Genomic DNA, 16,500 nt, shown 5'->3' on the forward strand with positions numbered 1-16,500 from the left:
CGCCTGACCGGCGACACGACGCTGGTGCAGACCGTGGTGGGCTCGTCGCTCAGCATGGGGCTGCGCAACGCGGTGATGGGTGTGGGCGCGCTGGTCATGCTGGTCTACACCAACCCCTACCTGATGGTGCAGGTGCTGGGCGTGCTGGTGCTGATCGTGGCGCCGTCGGTGTGGTTTGGCCGGCGTGTGCGCAAGCTGTCGCGCGCCAGCCAGGACCGCGTCGCCGACTCCAGCGCGATCGCGGCCGAGGTGCTGAACGCGATTCCGGTGGTGCAAAGCTACACCGCTGAAGCCCGCGAGGCCGCGCGCTTTGACCAGTCGACGACCGACGCCTTCAACACCGCTGTTCGGCGCACCCGGGCGCGATCGGTGCTGGTGGCGTTCATCATCATCGCCACGTCGGCGGCGCTGCTGTGGGGCCTGTACCAAGGCACGCAAGCCGTCATGCGCGGCGACATCACGGCGGGCCATCTCGGCCAAACGGTGGTCTATGTGATCATTCTGGCCAGCGCGGCGGCCGTGCTGGGCGAGGTCTACGGCGACCTGCTGCGCGCCGCCGGCGCCACCGAGCGGCTGATGGAACTGCTGGAAACCCGCTCGCCTGTGACATCACCATCAAATCCGCTTCCAGCCCATATTCCACGGGCGGGAAGCGCTATTAAATTTGAATCAGTCACGTTCAACTATCCGTCACGCCCCTTGCTGCCAGCCCTGCGCAATTTCAGCTTGAGCGTGGCGCCTGGTGAAACCGTGGCCATCGTGGGACCGAGCGGTGCGGGCAAGAGCACGGTGTTTCAGCTGCTGCTGCGTTTTTACGATCCGGCGACGGGAAGCATAGAACTGGACGGCGTGGCAACCCGCGACCTGGCGCTGCACGACTTGCGCCAGCGCATCGGCATCGTGCCGCAGGATGCGGTGATTTTCTCGACCAGCGCACTTGAAAACATTCGCTACGGCCAGCCCGGCGCCAGCGACGTCGAGGTAAAGGCGGCGGCGCAGGCCGCGTTTGCACATGAATTCATCACCGCCCTGCCCGAGGGCTACGACACCTTCCTGGGCGAGCGCGGGGTGCGCCTGTCGGGCGGCCAGCGCCAGCGCATTGCCATTGCGCGCGCCATGCTCAAAAACTCGCCGCTGCTGCTGCTGGACGAAGCCACCAGCGCGCTCGATGCCGAAAGCGAACGCATGGTCCAGGCCGCGCTGGAGTCGGCCATGAAGGACCGCACCACGCTGGTCATTGCGCACCGCCTGGCCACGGTGCAGCAGGCCGACCGCATCCTGGTGCTGGACCACGGCGAACTGGTGGAGCAAGGCACGCATGCCGAACTGGTGCAGCGCGGCGGGATTTACGCACGGCTGGCGGCGCTGCAGTTCAATGCCTGAGTGAAAAACCCTTCGGAACCGCAAACCGGTCTGACAAATTTCTTGTTATGCATTTTCTGCATAAAATTAAATAAAGCTGGCCTTGGACACTTCATGGCGGCGGGCCTAAGCTCTGGTTCTTGATTGTCCACAAGGAGTTTTTAATGTCTCAAGCTTCCAGCCCGGGCGCCATTGGCACTGCGGCGACCCTGCCGCAACACGCTCTTCCGTCTTACCTGCAGGCCGACAATCTCGGCCCTTGGGGAAATTACCTGCAGCAGGTCGACCGCGTCATACCGCACCTGGGCAACCTGGCGCGCTGGGCCGAAACCCTCAAGCGCCCCAAGCGCATCCTGATCGTCGATGTGCCCATCCACATGGACGACGGCAGTGTGGCCCACTTCGAAGGCTACCGTGTGCAGCACAACGTCTCGCGTGGGCCTGGCAAGGGCGGCGTGCGTTTTCACCAGGACGTGACGCTGTCGGAAGTGATGGCACTGTCGGCCTGGATGTCGATCAAGAACGCCGCAGTGAACGTACCCTACGGTGGCGCCAAAGGTGGCATCCGCGTGGACCCCAAGAAGCTTTCGCGCGGTGAACTGGAACGCATGACGCGCCGCTACACCAGCGAAATCGGCATCATCATCGGTCCCAACAAGGACATCCCTGCACCTGACGTCAACACCAACGAGCAGATCATGGCCTGGATGATGGACACCTACTCCATGAACACGGGTTCTACTGCCACCGGCGTGGTCACGGGCAAGCCGGTTGACCTGGGCGGCTCGCTGGGACGGCGCGAAGCGACGGGCCGCGGCGTGTTCACGGTGGGCGCCGAGGCAGCCCGGCATATCGGGCTCGACATCGGTACGGCGCGGGTGGCGGTGCAGGGCTTTGGCAATGTGGGCGGCGTGGCCGGCAAGCTGTTTGCCGAAGCCGGCGCGCGCATCGTGGCCGTGCAAGACCATGGCGGCACCATTTACCGCGAATCGGGACTGGATGTTCCGGCCCTGCTCAAGCACGTCGCAGAGACTGGCAGCGTGGGCGGCTTTGCAGACGCCGACGTCATGGCCAACGACGAATTCTGGGACGTGGACTGCGACATCCTGATCCCCGCCGCGCTGGAGCAGCAGATCACGGCGGCCAATGCCGGCCGCATCAAGGCACGCATGATCATTGAAGGCGCGAACGGACCCACCACACCCGCCGCCGACGACATCTTGCAGGAGCGCAATGTACTGGTGCTGCCAGACGTGATTGCCAACGCAGGCGGCGTGACCGTCAGTTACTTTGAATGGGTGCAGGACTTTTCGAGCTTTTTCTGGGACGAAGCTGAAATCAATGCCCGCCTGGTACGCATCATGAAAGAGGCCTTTGCCGGCGTCTGGCAGGTGGCCCAGGACCACAAGGTCAGCCTGCGCACCGCCACCTTCATCGTGGCCTGCAAGCGGATTTTGCATACGCGCGAGCTGCGCGGCCTGTACCCCTGAAGCGGACGGCTCTGGGGCACTTGAATGCGAACCGGGGCTTTCAGCATTCATCCGAGAGGGTGTCGAAAGACACCCTTTTTTGTTTACTGGAGGGTTTCCTTGACGAACGGCGGCAAAGGCATGACATCAATCCCCTCTTCCAGCAATTCCACGGTCTCTTTCAAACTCGCCTTGCCACGAATGCTGCGCGCCTCCGCATCGCCGTAGTGCATGCGGCGCACTTCATGGGTAAAGCGGTCCCCGACATCCTCGGTATTTGCCACCGCATGGCGCAAGGCCTTGAGGAAAGCGGCCTGCGCGACAGAGTTGGCGCCGGGCGGCGTGCCCCCGGCACCCGCATCGACAGGATGGTCTGCGGCAGACAGGGCCGGGCGCAGATTGTCACTGTTATTTTCGGGCACTTCCTGGGCCGGACGCCCGCCCAGGTTGAGGCGAGGCGCACTTGGCATTTTTTGAATGTCTTTGTCCGCGCACATCGGGCATTCAATCAGGCCGCGCGCCCGCTGCGCCTGAAAATCTTCCTCTGAACCAAACCAGCCTTCAAAGGAATGCTGATGCGCACACTGAAGATTCAGGACTTTCATGGCGAGCGATCAGCGCAGGCTCACGGCGGCGTAGCCGCCTGCCAATCCAGTGCCCACGCCCCCGACATGACGTTTTGCAGCCACAGAACCCCCGTCAATGTCTTGGCGTCGGTCACACGGCCATTGCTGCACCAGCCAAGCAACTCCGCGGGGGTTGCGGTGAATACATCCAGAAATTCGCCGGCATCCAGTTTGCGTTCGCCCAGACTGAGCCCGCGTGCAAACCAGATGTCAATAAATTCGGTTGAATAGGAAATCACCGGGTGCAGCACGCCAGCCCTGGCCCAATGCCGCGCGGTGTAGCCCGTTTCTTCCTGCAGTTCGCGTTGCGCACAGGCCAGCGATGCCTCACCGGAATCCAGTTTTCCCGCCGGAAATTCCAGCATGACAGACTTGACCGGGTAACGGTACTGGCGCTCCAGTACCACCCGGCCATCATCGAACTGCGCCACGATCATCACCGCACCGGGGTGAATCACATATTCCCGCGTGGCATGGTGGCCATCTGGAAGGCGAACGGTATCGCGCAAGACGTGAAGAAAATTTCCCCGGAGGAGTTCTTCGGAACCCACCGGGGTTTCGATCAGATGGGCATCGCATGCCGGAGCGTCTTTTCCAGCAGCGCCTGAAAAAGTCATGCGCGGTGCTTGAACAGGTAACGGTAGGTGAAACCAGGAAACGCGAACGTCAGAAAAAGCGTGGCCGTGATGGCGTAGAACTCCCACCCCTGTGGTGCATTTTGCCCGGCGCGTTGTTCCAGATAGAGCCCCAGCCCACCCACCAGAAAGTACCAGACCACCAGTTCCGCAAGTCGTACAGCCAGATTTTTCGGATTTTTAAGCGCCAGCACCGCAAACAGGCGGTTGCTGACAAAGGGCAGATTCGCAGCCAGCAAGGCCAGGATCATCAACAGCCCGATTGAAGCGGTTTGGGTCATCGGTAAACCTTACGCCCCGAGGGACTTGACAATGGCGCTCATGGACTGTGCGCACAGCGTCACCAGGCCACCCGGCGCAATACCCAGAATCAGGATCAGCGCGCCATTGATGGCCAGCACGACCTTGGCATCGGCCGGAGCCGAAACGGGTTGGGCGTTGTGGGGCTGGGGCGCGTCAAAATACATGACCTTGACCACGCGCAGATAGTAAAAGGCGCCAATCAGCGACATGATGACCGCAAAGATGGCCAGCATCAGGTAACTGCTTTTCTCAGATGAAATAAGCGCCTGCAGCACGCCCAGCTTGGCATAAAAGCCCACCAGCGGCGGCAGGCCCGCCAACGACAACATGCTGATGGCCATGACACCGGCGTACAGCGGGCTGCGCTGGTTCAGGCCGGCCAGATCAGAAATCTCTTCAGACTCGTGTCCGGCGCGGGCCAGCAGCAAGATGATGCCGAAGGCCGACAGCGTTGTGAGCACATAGGTCACGACATAGAACATGGCCGCGCCATAGGCCGACTCGGTGTTCATCTGGTTGCCATTGACCACGCCAGCCATCAGGCCCAGCAGCAAAAAGCCCATTTGGGAAATCGTGGAGAAGGCCAGCATGCGCTTGAGGTTGGTTTGCGCCACGGCGGCCAGGTTACCAATCAGCAACGAGCCAATCGCCATCAGCGCCAGCATCTGCTGCCAGTCAATGGCCAGCGGCAGCATGCCTTCGACCAGCAGCCGGATCACAATCGCGAAGGCCGCGAGCTGGGGGGCGCCGCCGATCAGCAGCGTCACCGCCGTGGGCGCGCCCTGGTACACATCGGGCAACCACATGTGAAAAGGCACTGCCCCCAGTTTGAAAGCCAGGCCGGCCACGATGAACACCAGGCCGAAGACCAGCACCTGGTGCTTGACCTGGCGGCTTGCAATGGCATTGAACACTTCATTGACGTCGAGCGATCCGGTCGCGCCGTACAGCATGGACAGCCCGTAGAGCAAAAAGCCCGAGGCCAGCGCGCCCAGCACAAAGTACTTCATGGCCGCTTCCGTCGACGTTGCATGGTCGCGCCGCAACGCCACCAGCGCATAGCTGGACAGCGTGAGCAGTTCCAGTCCCATGTAGATCAACAGGAAGTTGTGGCCTGAAATCATCACGAACATGCCCAGCAATGCAAACAGGCTGAGCGTGAAGTACTCGCCGCCGCGCAGCATGCCGCGGTCTGCCGAATATGGCCTGCCGTAGACCAGCGAGACCATCGTGGCGATGCTGGCAAAGCATTTGAGCCAGTTGCCCATGGGGTCGCTGACCACCATGTTGCCAAAGCCATAAATGGTCTGGCCGCCCACGGCATAAAAAGCTTCCATGGTCGCCACCACGGCCAGCGTCAGCAAGGTCAGGGCATAGGTACCGGTGCGCTGCGCGGTTTTGCTGCCAAGATCGACCAGCAAAATCACGCAGGCCATGATCAAGAGAACGATTTCGGGGTAGACCGCGATCCAACTGAGTTTGTCAATCATCTGAATTCTTTGGGATAGGTTGCTTAGTTCAGTTTGGAGACGGCGACGTGCTTGAGCAGGTCAGCCACCGAGGTGTTCATCACATCGGTAAACGGCTTGGGATAGATGCCCATGAACAGCACGGCAATCGCCAGCAGGGACAACATCAGGAATTCCCGTGCGTTGATATCTTTGAGTCCCTTGACGTCTTCATTGACGACCGGCCCAAGGTACACGCGCTTGAACATCCAGAGCGAGTAGGCAGCGCCAAAAATCAGGGTGGACGCAGCAGCAGCACCGATCCAGAAGTTGTACTTGACGGAAGCGAGGATCACCATCCATTCGCCAACAAAGCCGGCCGTGCCGGGCAAGCCGCTGTTGGCCATGGTGAACAGCAAGGCAAAAGCGGCAAACTTGGGCATGGTGGCAACCACGCCACCATAGCTTGAAATTTCGCGTGAATGCACGCGGTCATACAGCACGCCAATGCACAGGAACATGGCGCCCGACACAAAGCCGTGCGCCACCATCTGCACAATGCCGCCTGAAACGCCGAGGTCACTGAACAGGAAGAAACCCAGGGTGACAAAACCCATGTGGACCACGGACGAATACGCGACCAGCTTTTTCATGTCCTTTTGCACCAGCGCCACCAGACCCACGTAGACGACGGCGACCAGGGAAAAGGTAATCATCAGCCAGGCCCACTCGCGCGAGGCATCAGGCGCGATCGGCAGCGAAAACCGCAGAAATCCGTAGGCGCCCAGTTTCAGCATGATGGCGGCCAGCACGGCCGAACCGCCGGTAGGCGCTTCCACGTGCACGTCGGGCAACCAGGTGTGGACCGGCCACATCGGCACCTTGACGGCAAATGCCGCAAAAAAGGCAAAAAACAGCAGCGTCTGCACCGTGCCGCTCAGCGGCAGCATGTGCCAGGTGGCAATATCAAAACTGCCGCCCGACTTGGTGTACAGGAACATCAACGCGACCAGCATCATCAACGAGCCGAGCAAGGTGTACAGGAAGAATTTGAACGCTGCGTAGATCTTTTTAGGACCGCCCCAGATGCCGATGATCAGGTACATCGGGATCAGCGTGGCCTCGAAGAACACATAGAACAATATGCCGTCGAGCGCCGCGAAAACACCAATCATCAGGCCGCTCAGAATCAGCAAGGCGGCCATGTACTGGTTGACGCGCTTCGTGATCGACTCCCAGCTGGCGATGACGACCACGACCGTGATGAAAGCTGTCAGCAGCACGAACCAGAGCGAGATGCCATCCACGCCGAGGTGGTAATTGACATTGAAGCGATCAATCCAGCTGGCCTTCTCGACAAACTGCATGGCTGAAGTGGCCAGCTGAAATTCGCCGTACAAGGGCAAGGTCACCAGGAAACTGACAACAGCACCGATCAGCGCGATCCAGCGCACACTGCGTGCCTGTTCGTCACGACCCAGCGCCAACAAAACGGCACCGAAAAAAATCGGCGTCCATATGGCAAGGCTCAACAATCCCATTCTCGTTCTTCCTTATTCTTATTTGTTGAGCCAGACGAAGTACGTCATCAACACAAACACGCCAATGATCATGCCGAAGGCGTAGTGGTAGATGTAGCCCGACTGCAGCTTTCGAACCATGCTGGAGATCCAGCCCACCAGTTTCCATGAGCCATTGACAACAGCGCCGTCAATCAGCTTTTCGTCGCCCGTTTTCCAGAAAATCGTACCCAGACCGCGCGCGCCGCGGGCCAGCACGTTTTCATTGAACCAGTCGAGGTAGTACTTGTTTTCAAGCAAGGTGTAGATCGGCTGCGCACTGCGCTTGATGGCTGCAGGCAGGGCTGGATTCACCATGTACATGTAATAAGACAGCACGACACCGGCCAGCGCCAGCCAGAAGGGTGCTGTCGTCAAACCATGCAAGGCCATTTGGGCCGGACCATGGAAGATCTTGGCCAACTCTTCCATGGCGGGGTGGCGCTCAAGGTTGACAAAGATGGCATCCTTGAAAAAATCACCAAACAGCATGGGTTGAATCGTCATGAAGCCGATGACCACCGAGGGAATCGCCAGCAGAATCAGCGGTACCGTCACCACCCAGGGCGACTCGTGGGGCTTTTGATGCTCACCATGGTGGCCGTGATCATCATGCGCATCGTGGTGCGCGTCGGGATTCTGATCAAAGCGCTCCTTGCCGTGAAAGACCAGGAAATAAAGGCGGAATGAATAAAAAGCCGTCACGAAGACGCCTGCCAACACAGCGTAATACGCAAAGCTCGCGCCCGCCAGATGGCTTTCATGCACGGCCTCGATGATGCTGTCCTTGGAATAAAAGCCTGAAAAAAGCGGCGTTCCGATCAATGCGAGCGAACCGAGCAAGGAAGTGATCCAGGTAATTGGCATGTACTTGCGCACGCCGCCCATCCAGCGGATGTCCTGGTTGTGGTGCATGCCCATGATGACCGAACCCGCCGCAAGGAACAGCAGCGCCTTGAAAAACGCGTGCGTCATCAGGTGGAACACGGCCACGGAATACGCGGACGCACCGAGCGCCACCGTCATGTAGCCCAATTGAGACAGGGTGGAATAAGCAATCACGCGCTTGATGTCGTTCTGGATGATGCCCAGGAAACCCATGAACAGCGCCGTGATCGCGCCAATCACCATGATGAAGCTCAGCGCGGTATCGCTGAGTTCAAACAGCGGCGACATGCGCGCCACCATGAAGATGCCAGCCGTCACCATGGTTGCCGCATGAATCAACGCAGAAATAGGTGTTGGGCCTTCCATCGAGTCAGGCAGCCACACGTGCAACGGAAACTGGGCTGACTTGCCCATGGCCCCGATAAACAGGCAAATACAGATGACCGTCACCAACATCCAGCCGGTACCCGGCAAGGTCAGCTGGGACAACTCGCCAGCCTTGGCAAACGCTTCGCCATAGTTGAGCGTGCCGGCATAGGCCGCAATCAGGCCAATGCCCAGAATAAAGCCGAAATCGCCCACGCGATTCACGAGGAAGGCCTTCATGTTGGCAAAAACCGCGCTGGGTTTGTTGAACCAGAAGCCGATCAGCAAATACGAGACAAGGCCCACCGCTTCCCAGCCAAAAAACAGCTGCAGCAAGTTGTTGCTCATCACCAGCATCAGCATGGAAAAAGTGAACAGGGAAATGTAGGCGAAGAAGCGGTTATAGCCTTCGTCTTCTTCCATGTAGCCAATCGTGTAGATGTGCACCATGAGCGAGACAAACGTCACCACGCACATCATCATGGCCGTGAGGCCATCGACCAGAAAGCCGACTTCCATTTTTAGTCCGCCGACCACCATCCAGGTGTAGAGCGTTTCATTGAAGCGTGCGCCATCCAGCGCCACGCTTTTGAGCGTCATGGCCGAAATGATGAACGCCACCAGCACACCCAGAATGGTCAGGGTATGCGACAGGCGCCGACCAATCCAGTTACCGCCGAAGGAGGTTCCCAAAATACCAGCCGCCAGAGCGCCGGCCAGGGGTGCCAGCGGGACGGCCAGCAAGCTCGATGCAGAAAGGGTTTGACTCATGTTTTTATTAACCCTGGAGCGTATTAAGTTCGTCGACGTTGATGCTGGACTTGTTGCGGAACAGCAGCACCAGTATGGCCAGTCCGATGGCCGATTCGGCCGCCGCAACCGTCAGAATGAAAAACACGAAGATCTGACCGGCCATGTCGTTCAGGTAGTACGAAAAAGCCACGAAGTTCATGTTGACGGCCAGCAGCATGAGCTCAATCGCCATGAGCAAAATAATCAGATTTTTGCGGTTCAGGAAAATGCCAATGATGGACAGCGCAAACAGCATGGCGCCCAGAGAAAGAAAATGTCCCAACGTCAGCGTCATGATTGTTTTTCCTCAGCGGTCGTGCTGGCCGGCGATGCGACGACCACAGACTTCATTTTGACCAGGCTGACCCGGTCTCCGCGCTTGACCCGAACCTGGTCAGCGGCATTGGTATGTTTGGAATCCTTGCGCTCGCGCAAGGTCAGTGCGATGGCGGCAATGATGGCCACCAGCAAAATAACGGCCGCTATTTCCAGCGGGTAAATGTATTCAGAGTAAAGCAACACGCCAAGAGCCTTGGTGTTGGATACCTGGTCGCCAATCTGGCCCGCAGCAGATGCCAGTTTGGGCGGTTCACGAAACCCGCCCATCAACACATAGGACATTTCCAGCGCAATCACAACGCCCACCATGCCGGCCAGGGGGAAGTGTTTCCAGAAGCCCTTGCGTACGCCGTCCATGTTGATGTCCAGCATCATGACCACGAAGAGGAAGAGCACCATCACGGCGCCCACATACACGAGCACCAGCGTGATCGCCAGGAACTCGGCCTTGAGCAGGATCCAGATCGCGGCAGCCTGAAAAAATGCAAGCACCAGGAACAGCGCTGCATGCACTGGATTACGCGCGGTGATGACACGGAATGCTGAGAACAGCAATACCGCGGCAAAAAAATAAAAAAGACCGGTTATAGCGTCCATGTTTTTATAAATTCTTTCTTGAGGCGACTACTTGGACGGGGAATTCAGCGATAAGGGGCATCTGCCGCCCTGGCGGCTGCAATTTCGGTTTCATAGCGATCGCCTACCGCCAGCAACATCTCTTTGGTGAAATACAGGTCACCGCGCTTTTCACCGTGGTATTCAAAAATATGCGTTTCGACGATGGAATCGACCGGGCAACTCTCTTCGCAAAAACCGCAAAAAATGCATTTGGTCAGGTCGATGTCGTAACGCGAGGTGCGGCGGCTGCCGTCTTCGCGCACGTCGGATTCAATGGTGATCGCCATCGCCGGGCAGACGGCTTCGCAGAGCTTGCAGGCAATGCATCGCTCTTCACCGTTTTCATAGCGGCGCAGTGCGTGCAAGCCGCGAAACCGGGGGCTTTGCGGTGTTTTCTCTTCAGGAAACTGGATGGTGATCTTGCGCTTGAACATGTACTTGCCGGTCAGGGCCATGCCCTTGAACAGCTCGGTCAACATGAAGCTTGAAACAAAATCCTTGACGGAGGCTACGGTAGACATATCAGTTTCCTGCGGGAGTGAAGCTTGCCGGCGATGCATTCATGCAAGCAGGGGCCGCGGAACCGGCTTTGCCGGGCCGCAGGCGCAGCAGCCCCCTCGGGGGGCAGAGAGCGACACGAAGTGAGCAAACGTGGGGGCTCATGCTATTTCCAGATGTTGTAAGAAGTCTGCATCCAGGCCCCGACAACCACCAGCCAGACCAGCGTCACCGGTATGAAGATCTTCCAGCCCAGGCGCATGATCTGGTCATAGCGAAAGCGCGGAAAGGTGGCGCGTACCCACAGGAACATGGTGACGACTACAAACGTTTTTGCACCCAGCCAGATCCAGCCGGGAATAAAGCTCAAAAACTCAAAGGGAGGCAACCAGCCGCCAAGAAACAGCAGGACGGCCAGAATGGCTACCAACCACATGTTGGCATATTCAGCCAGGAAGAACATGGCGAACGCCATGCCGGAGTACTCCACCATGTGGCCCGCCACAATCTCGGATTCGCCTTCCACCACGTCAAACGGGTGACGGTTGGTCTCGGCCAGAGATGAAATGAAATAAACCACAAAAATCGGCAGCAGGGGTAACCAGTTCCACGACAGGAAGTTCATGCCCTGACTGGCCCCCATTCCCTTTCCCTGGCCCATCACGATATCGGTCATGTTCAGGCTGCCCGACACCATGAGGACGACGACAAGGCAAAAACCCATGGCAATTTCATAGCTCACCATTTGGGCAGAAGCCCGCATGGCACCCAAAAACGCATACTTGGAGTTGGAGGCCCAGCCCGCAATGATCACGCCATACACCTCCAGCGAGGTGATCGCCATCAGAAACAGCAAGCCGGCATTGATGTTGGCCAGCGCCACGTCGGGACCAAAAGGAATGACGGCCCATGCGGCCAGGGCCGGCATGATGGTCATGATCGGGCCAAGCACGAACAAGCCTTTGCTGGCGGCCGTCGGAATGATGATCTCCTTGGTCAACAATTTGAGCGCATCCGCAATCGGCTGCAGCAAACCAAAGGGACCTACGCGGTTGGGGCCCAGACGGATTTGCGTGAAGCCAATGGCCTTGCGTTCCCACAGCGTGAGGTAGGCAACGCAGCCCATCAGCGGCAACAAGACGCAGACGATCTTGATCAGCACCCACAGTACAGGCCAGACCGTCGCTGGCCAGATACCGCCCATCAAGCCCTGGCCGAAGCCGTAAACTGCATCAATCATGCGCCGACTCCTTCGAGCTGAGATGACTGACGGGCATCCGCCGTCAGCTGTAGCGAGGGTGCCCGCCGGACGAGACCGTCGAGCTGGTAGATACGGGCAACTACAGGTGCCTGGCCAGCGGCAGACACCACGTCAATGCGCGCATCGCTTGCATTGCCCAGCTTGTCGGCCGGCACGTGCGTCAATTCAGAGCCCGGAATCTGCTTGAGCACCTCTTGCGAGGATTCAAAATCGAAACCCGGCAAGCCCAGCAGGTTCGCCAAGACGCGCAATACTTTCCAGGCCGGCCGCGTGTCCCCCAAAGGTTTGACGACCGCATGAAAACCCTGCACGCGGCCTTCCGCATTAACAAACGTGCCGGGCGTTTCCGTGAAGGGTGCAATCGGCAGCAACACGTCGCTGAAGCTCATGTTGGATTTAAAAGGACTCAGCGTCACCACCATCTGGATCGCGTTCAGCGACGTCCTGGCCACCGCACCTTTAGCCGAATCAAACTCGGGTTCATTGTTCAGCAGCAGCACAGCTTTCAATCGGCCATCGAGCATCTGGCCGGCATGGAGACCTTTGTCGCCCGGCAAAGCACCTGCCCACTGGGCACCGACCGTATTGGCGGCCTCCGTGAGGTAACCTACCGTGGCGCCAGTCTGAACACCCAGCCAATTGGCCAAAGCCAGCAGGCTGGACGCATTGGCATGATGCGCGGCAGCGTTGCCCAGCAAAATGGCCTTGCGCTCGCCACCCGAGAGCGAGGCGGCAATCGCCTTCGCTGCTTCGGTCGCTTGCCCGGCGGCCGGCGCTGGCACACCCTTTTCTTGCGCAATGGCTGCGGCAACGTCCGCCAGGCCCTGCACCCATGCATCGGGTGAAGCCAAAAGCGTGTTGGCGACAGGCATGGCCCATGCATCGGCAGAACTCAATTCGGCAGCTGAATTAATCGTACTGATGGCGCAACCCTTGCGCACGGACTGGCGAATACGCTGCGCGAACAGCGGGTGGTCCTTGCGCAGGTTGGATCCGACGACGAGCACGCGTTGCAGGTCTGACAGCGAGGCGACCGAAGTCCCGAGCCAGCGCACCAACGAAGAAGGAAGAAACTCTGCGTGGCGCAAACGATGATCAATGTTCTCGCTTCCGAGACCGCGCATCAGTGCGGCCGCGAGGGTCAACTCTTCCAGCGTGCTGTGCGGGCTGGCCAGCGTACCAATGCTCTCGGCGCCATGCTCGGCCTTGATCTGCTTGAGGCCGTTGGCGACATACTCAAGTGCTGTCTGCCAGTCGACGGTTTTCCATTCGCCGCCCTGCTTGAGCATGGGGCTGGTCAGCCGCTCATCGCCGTTCAGCGATTCATAGGAGAAACGGTCGCGGTCGGCAATCCAGCACTCGTTGACCTCTTCGTTTTCAAGTGGCACCACGCGCATGACCTTGTTGTTCTTGACCTGAACAATCAGGTTGGCACCGGTCGAGTCGTGCGGGCTGACCGACTTGCGGCGCGACAGCTCCCACGTGCGGGCGCTGTAGCGGAAAGGCTTGCTGGTGAGCGCACCGACCGGGCAAATGTCGATCATGTTGCCTGACAGCTCGGAGTCCACCGACATGCCGACAAAGGTCTCAATCTCGGCATGTTCGCCGCGATGCGACATGCCCAGTTCCATCACGCCGGCCACTTCCTGGCCAAAGCGCACGCAGCGGGTGCAATGGATGCACCGGCTCATCTCCTGCATGGAGATCAGCGGACCCACGTCCTTGTGGAACACCACGCGTTTTTCTTCTTCGTAGCGCGACGCACCCGAGCCGTAGCCGACGGCCAAATCCTGCAGCTGGCACTCGCCGCCCTGATCGCAGATAGGGCAGTCCAGCGGGTGGTTGATCAGCAGGAACTCCATCACCCCTTTCTGGGCCTTGATGGCTTTGTCGTTCTTGGTATGAACAATCATGCCCTGGGTGACCGGGGTGGCGCAGGCGGGCATGGGCTTGGGCGCCTTTTCCACATCCACCAGGCACATGCGGCAGTTGGCCGCAATGCTCAGCTTCTTGTGGTAGCAAAAATGCGGAATATAGGTGCCCGCTTTTTCAGCCGCGTGCATGACCGTGCTGCCTGCCGGCACTTCCACTTTCTGGCCGTCTAGTTCTATTTCAACCATATTTTTTTTCTTTCCGCGATCAGACGTGGCTTGAGGCCCGCGCAGCACCTTCAGGGGCTGCGACTTGAGGGGCTGGTGGTTTGATCATGGCCTCAAACTCATGGCGGAAATGCTTGATCATGGCGCGTACCGGCATGGCGGCAGCATCGCCCAACGCGCAAATGGTGCGGCCCTGGATGTTGTCCGCCACCGAGTTCAGCAAGTCCATATCGCCCTGGCGGCCCTTGCCGTGGTGGATACGGTCCACCACGCGCCAGAGCCAGCCCGTGCCTTCGCGGCAAGGCGTGCACTGTCCGCAAGACTCGTGCATATAAAAATAGGACAGCCGCTTGAGCGACTCGACCATGCAGCGGCTGTCATCCATGACGATCACGGCGCCTGAACCGAGCATGGAGCCCGCCTTGGCGATCGAGTCATAGTCCATGGTGCACTCCATCATGATGGAGGCTGGCAGCACAGGAGAAGAGGAACCGCCTGGAATGACGGCCTTGAGCGTGCGACCCTTGCGAACGCCGCCAGCCAGTTCCAGCAAGGTCGAAAACGGCGTCCCCATGGGTACCTCATAGTTGCCGGGCATCTCGACGTCACCGGAAACCGAATAAATCTTGGTTCCGCCGTTGTTGGGCTTGCCGCATTCAAGGTAGGCCGCACCGCCATTGCGAATGATCCACGGCACGGCCGCGAAGGTTTCGGTGTTGTTGATGGTCGTGGGTTTGCCGTACAAGCCAAAACTGGCAGGAAACGGCGGCTTGAAGCGGGGCTGGCCTTTTTTGCCTTCGAGTGATTCCAGCAAGGCGGTTTCTTCACCGCAAATGTAGGCGCCAAACCCATGCGCCGCATGGAGCTGGAAATTAAAACCGCTGCCGAGAATGTTGTCACCCAGCAAACCTGCAGCGCGGGCCTCGTCGAGCGCCGCTTCAAACCGCTGGTAGGTGGCAAAAATTTCGCCGTGGATGTAGTTGTAGCCCACGCTGATACCCATGGCATACGCCGCGATCGCCATGCCTTCAATCACGCTGTGCGGGTTGTACTGCATGATGTCGCGGTCCTTGCAGGTGCCCGGCTCGCCCTCGTCCGAGTTGCAGACCAGGTATTTCTGGCCTGGAAACTGACGCGGCATGAAACTCCATTTGAGTCCCGTCGGGAAACCCGCACCGCCGCGGCCGCGCAGACCGCTGGCCTTGACTTCGGCGATCACCTGATCCGGCGTCATGCCGACAGTTCCAGCCTCACCACCGGATTGATCGCCGCCCTGCGCCAAAATCTTGCGCAGCGCCTGGTAGCCGCCACGGGCTTCGTAGTCCTTGAGTTGCCAGTTGCGGCCGTCAAGGTCTGCCAGGATTTGTGGATTGATGTGCCGACCGTGAAAACAGCTCTGCACACCGGTTGCAGCAAATTGCGCCAGCACGCTTTGCGCCGCTGCGCTGCGACTTGAATTGGATGCAAGCGTCATGACGACTGGCCTTCGGCAGATTTGAGACCATCGATGAGCTGGTCGAGTTTTTCGTTGCTCATGAAGCTGCACATCGTCAGGTCATTGACCAGCATGACCGGTGCGTCCGCACAGGCGCCCAGGCACTCGGACTGCTGCAGGGTGAACAGGCCATCGGCGCTGGTTTCACCCATGCAAATACCCAGCTTGTGCTCCAGGTGCTTGAGCGCATTCGCGCCGTCACGCAGCTGGCACGGCAGATTGGTGCAGACATTGAGCTTGTACTTGCCCACCGGCTGCTGGTTGTACATGTTGTAGAAGGTGGTGACCTCATGCACTGCAATCGGCGCCATGTCCAGGTAGTCGGCGACCAGGCGTTCGCTTTCCGCGCTGACGAAACCATGCGCTTCCTGGACGATGGTCAGACAGGCCATCACAGCCGACTGCCGCTGGTCGGCAGGGTATTTGGCGACTTCGCGTTCAAAACGCGCTTGGGTTTGTTCAGAAATCATGGAAGAACTCATTGAATTTAGCGGTCAATTTCACCGAACACAATGTCCATGGTTCCGATGATCGCAACGGCGTCTGCAATCATGTGGCCGCGCGACATTTCATCCATGGCGGCCAGATGCGAGAAACCAGGTGGACGAATCTTCAGGCGGTAAGGCTTGTTGGCACCGTCGCTGACGATATAAATCCCGAACTCGCCCTTGGGATGCTCGACGGCGGCATAAGCCTCGCCTTCGGGCACATGAAAGCCTTCGGTAAAAAGCTTGAAATGGTG

15 protein-coding genes and 1 pseudogene are annotated in these 16,500 nt (G+C 59.0%); 2 read left to right on the forward strand and 14 right to left on the reverse strand.

Annotated features, from left to right (window positions below):
• A partial coding sequence (locus IV091_RS17750) for an ATP-binding cassette domain-containing protein (protein ID WP_293470690.1) occupies window positions 1-1,383 on the forward strand: 1,383 nt, incomplete at its 5' end.
• A gap of 143 nt (window positions 1,384-1,526) precedes the next feature.
• The gene (locus tag IV091_RS17755) at window positions 1,527-2,852 is read left to right on the forward strand and encodes a Glu/Leu/Phe/Val dehydrogenase (RefSeq protein ID WP_293470692.1); all 1,326 of its coding nucleotides are present in this window, start codon (window positions 1,527-1,529) and stop codon (window positions 2,850-2,852) included.
• An 83-nt stretch (window positions 2,853-2,935) separates the two neighbouring features.
• Here the strand turns inward: IV091_RS17755 and IV091_RS17760 are convergent, their stop codons facing one another.
• The 14 genes and pseudogenes from IV091_RS17760 to IV091_RS17825 form a co-directional block, all read right to left on the reverse strand.
• Entirely contained in the window at window positions 2,936-3,436 is a 501-nt protein-coding gene (locus IV091_RS17760; RefSeq protein WP_293470694.1) for a DUF1178 family protein, read from the reverse strand.
• Window positions 3,437-3,456: 20 nt separating this feature from the next.
• Window positions 3,457-4,074, reverse strand: a complete 618-nt coding sequence (locus tag IV091_RS17765; RefSeq protein ID WP_293470696.1) for an NUDIX hydrolase — start codon at window positions 4,072-4,074, stop codon at window positions 3,457-3,459.
• Complete coding sequence (locus IV091_RS17770) at window positions 4,071-4,373, reverse strand: DUF2818 family protein (RefSeq protein WP_293470698.1); 303 nt, start codon at window positions 4,371-4,373, stop codon at window positions 4,071-4,073. The genes IV091_RS17765 and IV091_RS17770 overlap by 4 nt, the downstream gene beginning before the upstream one ends.
• 9 nt (window positions 4,374-4,382) lie before the next feature.
• Window positions 4,383-5,885, reverse strand: coding sequence for an NADH-quinone oxidoreductase subunit NuoN (gene nuoN, locus IV091_RS17775; protein WP_293470700.1), 1,503 nt, complete (start codon window positions 5,883-5,885; stop codon window positions 4,383-4,385).
• 23 nt (window positions 5,886-5,908) lie between these two features.
• Window positions 5,909-7,384, reverse strand: a complete 1,476-nt coding sequence (locus IV091_RS17780; RefSeq protein WP_293470702.1) for an NADH-quinone oxidoreductase subunit M — start codon at window positions 7,382-7,384, stop codon at window positions 5,909-5,911.
• Between the two features lie 18 nt (window positions 7,385-7,402).
• Window positions 7,403-9,427, reverse strand: coding sequence for an NADH-quinone oxidoreductase subunit L (gene nuoL, locus IV091_RS17785; protein ID WP_293470704.1), 2,025 nt, complete (start codon window positions 9,425-9,427; stop codon window positions 7,403-7,405).
• A 7-nt stretch (window positions 9,428-9,434) separates the two neighbouring features.
• Window positions 9,435-9,743 carry an NADH-quinone oxidoreductase subunit NuoK gene (gene nuoK / locus IV091_RS17790; protein WP_293470706.1) on the reverse strand — a complete coding sequence of 103 codons (309 nt, stop codon included), beginning with the start codon at window positions 9,741-9,743 and terminating at the stop codon, window positions 9,435-9,437.
• Window positions 9,740-10,384 carry an NADH-quinone oxidoreductase subunit J gene (locus IV091_RS17795; RefSeq protein ID WP_293470708.1) on the reverse strand — a complete coding sequence of 215 codons (645 nt, stop codon included), beginning with the start codon at window positions 10,382-10,384 and terminating at the stop codon, window positions 9,740-9,742. Before IV091_RS17795 ends, nuoK begins: the two co-directional genes overlap by 4 nt.
• Before the next feature lie 44 nt (window positions 10,385-10,428).
• The gene (gene nuoI / locus IV091_RS17800; protein ID WP_293470709.1) at window positions 10,429-10,926 is read right to left on the reverse strand and encodes an NADH-quinone oxidoreductase subunit NuoI; all 498 of its coding nucleotides are present in this window, start codon (window positions 10,924-10,926) and stop codon (window positions 10,429-10,431) included.
• A gap of 143 nt (window positions 10,927-11,069) precedes the next feature.
• Window positions 11,070-12,143, reverse strand: coding sequence for an NADH-quinone oxidoreductase subunit NuoH (nuoH, locus tag IV091_RS17805; RefSeq protein WP_293470711.1), 1,074 nt, complete (start codon window positions 12,141-12,143; stop codon window positions 11,070-11,072).
• The gene (gene nuoG, locus IV091_RS17810) at window positions 12,140-14,284 is read right to left on the reverse strand and encodes an NADH-quinone oxidoreductase subunit NuoG (RefSeq protein WP_293470712.1); all 2,145 of its coding nucleotides are present in this window, start codon (window positions 14,282-14,284) and stop codon (window positions 12,140-12,142) included. Before nuoG ends, nuoH begins: the two co-directional genes overlap by 4 nt.
• 19 nt (window positions 14,285-14,303) lie before the next feature.
• Entirely contained in the window at window positions 14,304-15,737 is a 1,434-nt protein-coding gene (gene nuoF, locus IV091_RS17815) for an NADH-quinone oxidoreductase subunit NuoF (protein ID WP_293470714.1), read from the reverse strand.
• Window positions 15,734-16,228 (reverse strand): NADH-quinone oxidoreductase subunit NuoE, encoded by a 495-nt coding sequence (gene nuoE, locus IV091_RS17820; RefSeq protein ID WP_293470716.1) that lies wholly within the window; start codon window positions 16,226-16,228, stop codon window positions 15,734-15,736. The genes nuoF and nuoE overlap by 4 nt, the downstream gene beginning before the upstream one ends.
• A 17-nt stretch (window positions 16,229-16,245) precedes the next feature.
• Window positions 16,246-16,500: pseudogene (locus IV091_RS17825) on the reverse strand (NADH-quinone oxidoreductase subunit D); the annotation flags it as partial.

The organism is Polaromonas sp., from assembly GCF_018780625.1.
Classification (GTDB): Bacteria; Pseudomonadota; Gammaproteobacteria; order Burkholderiales; family Burkholderiaceae_C; genus Polaromonas.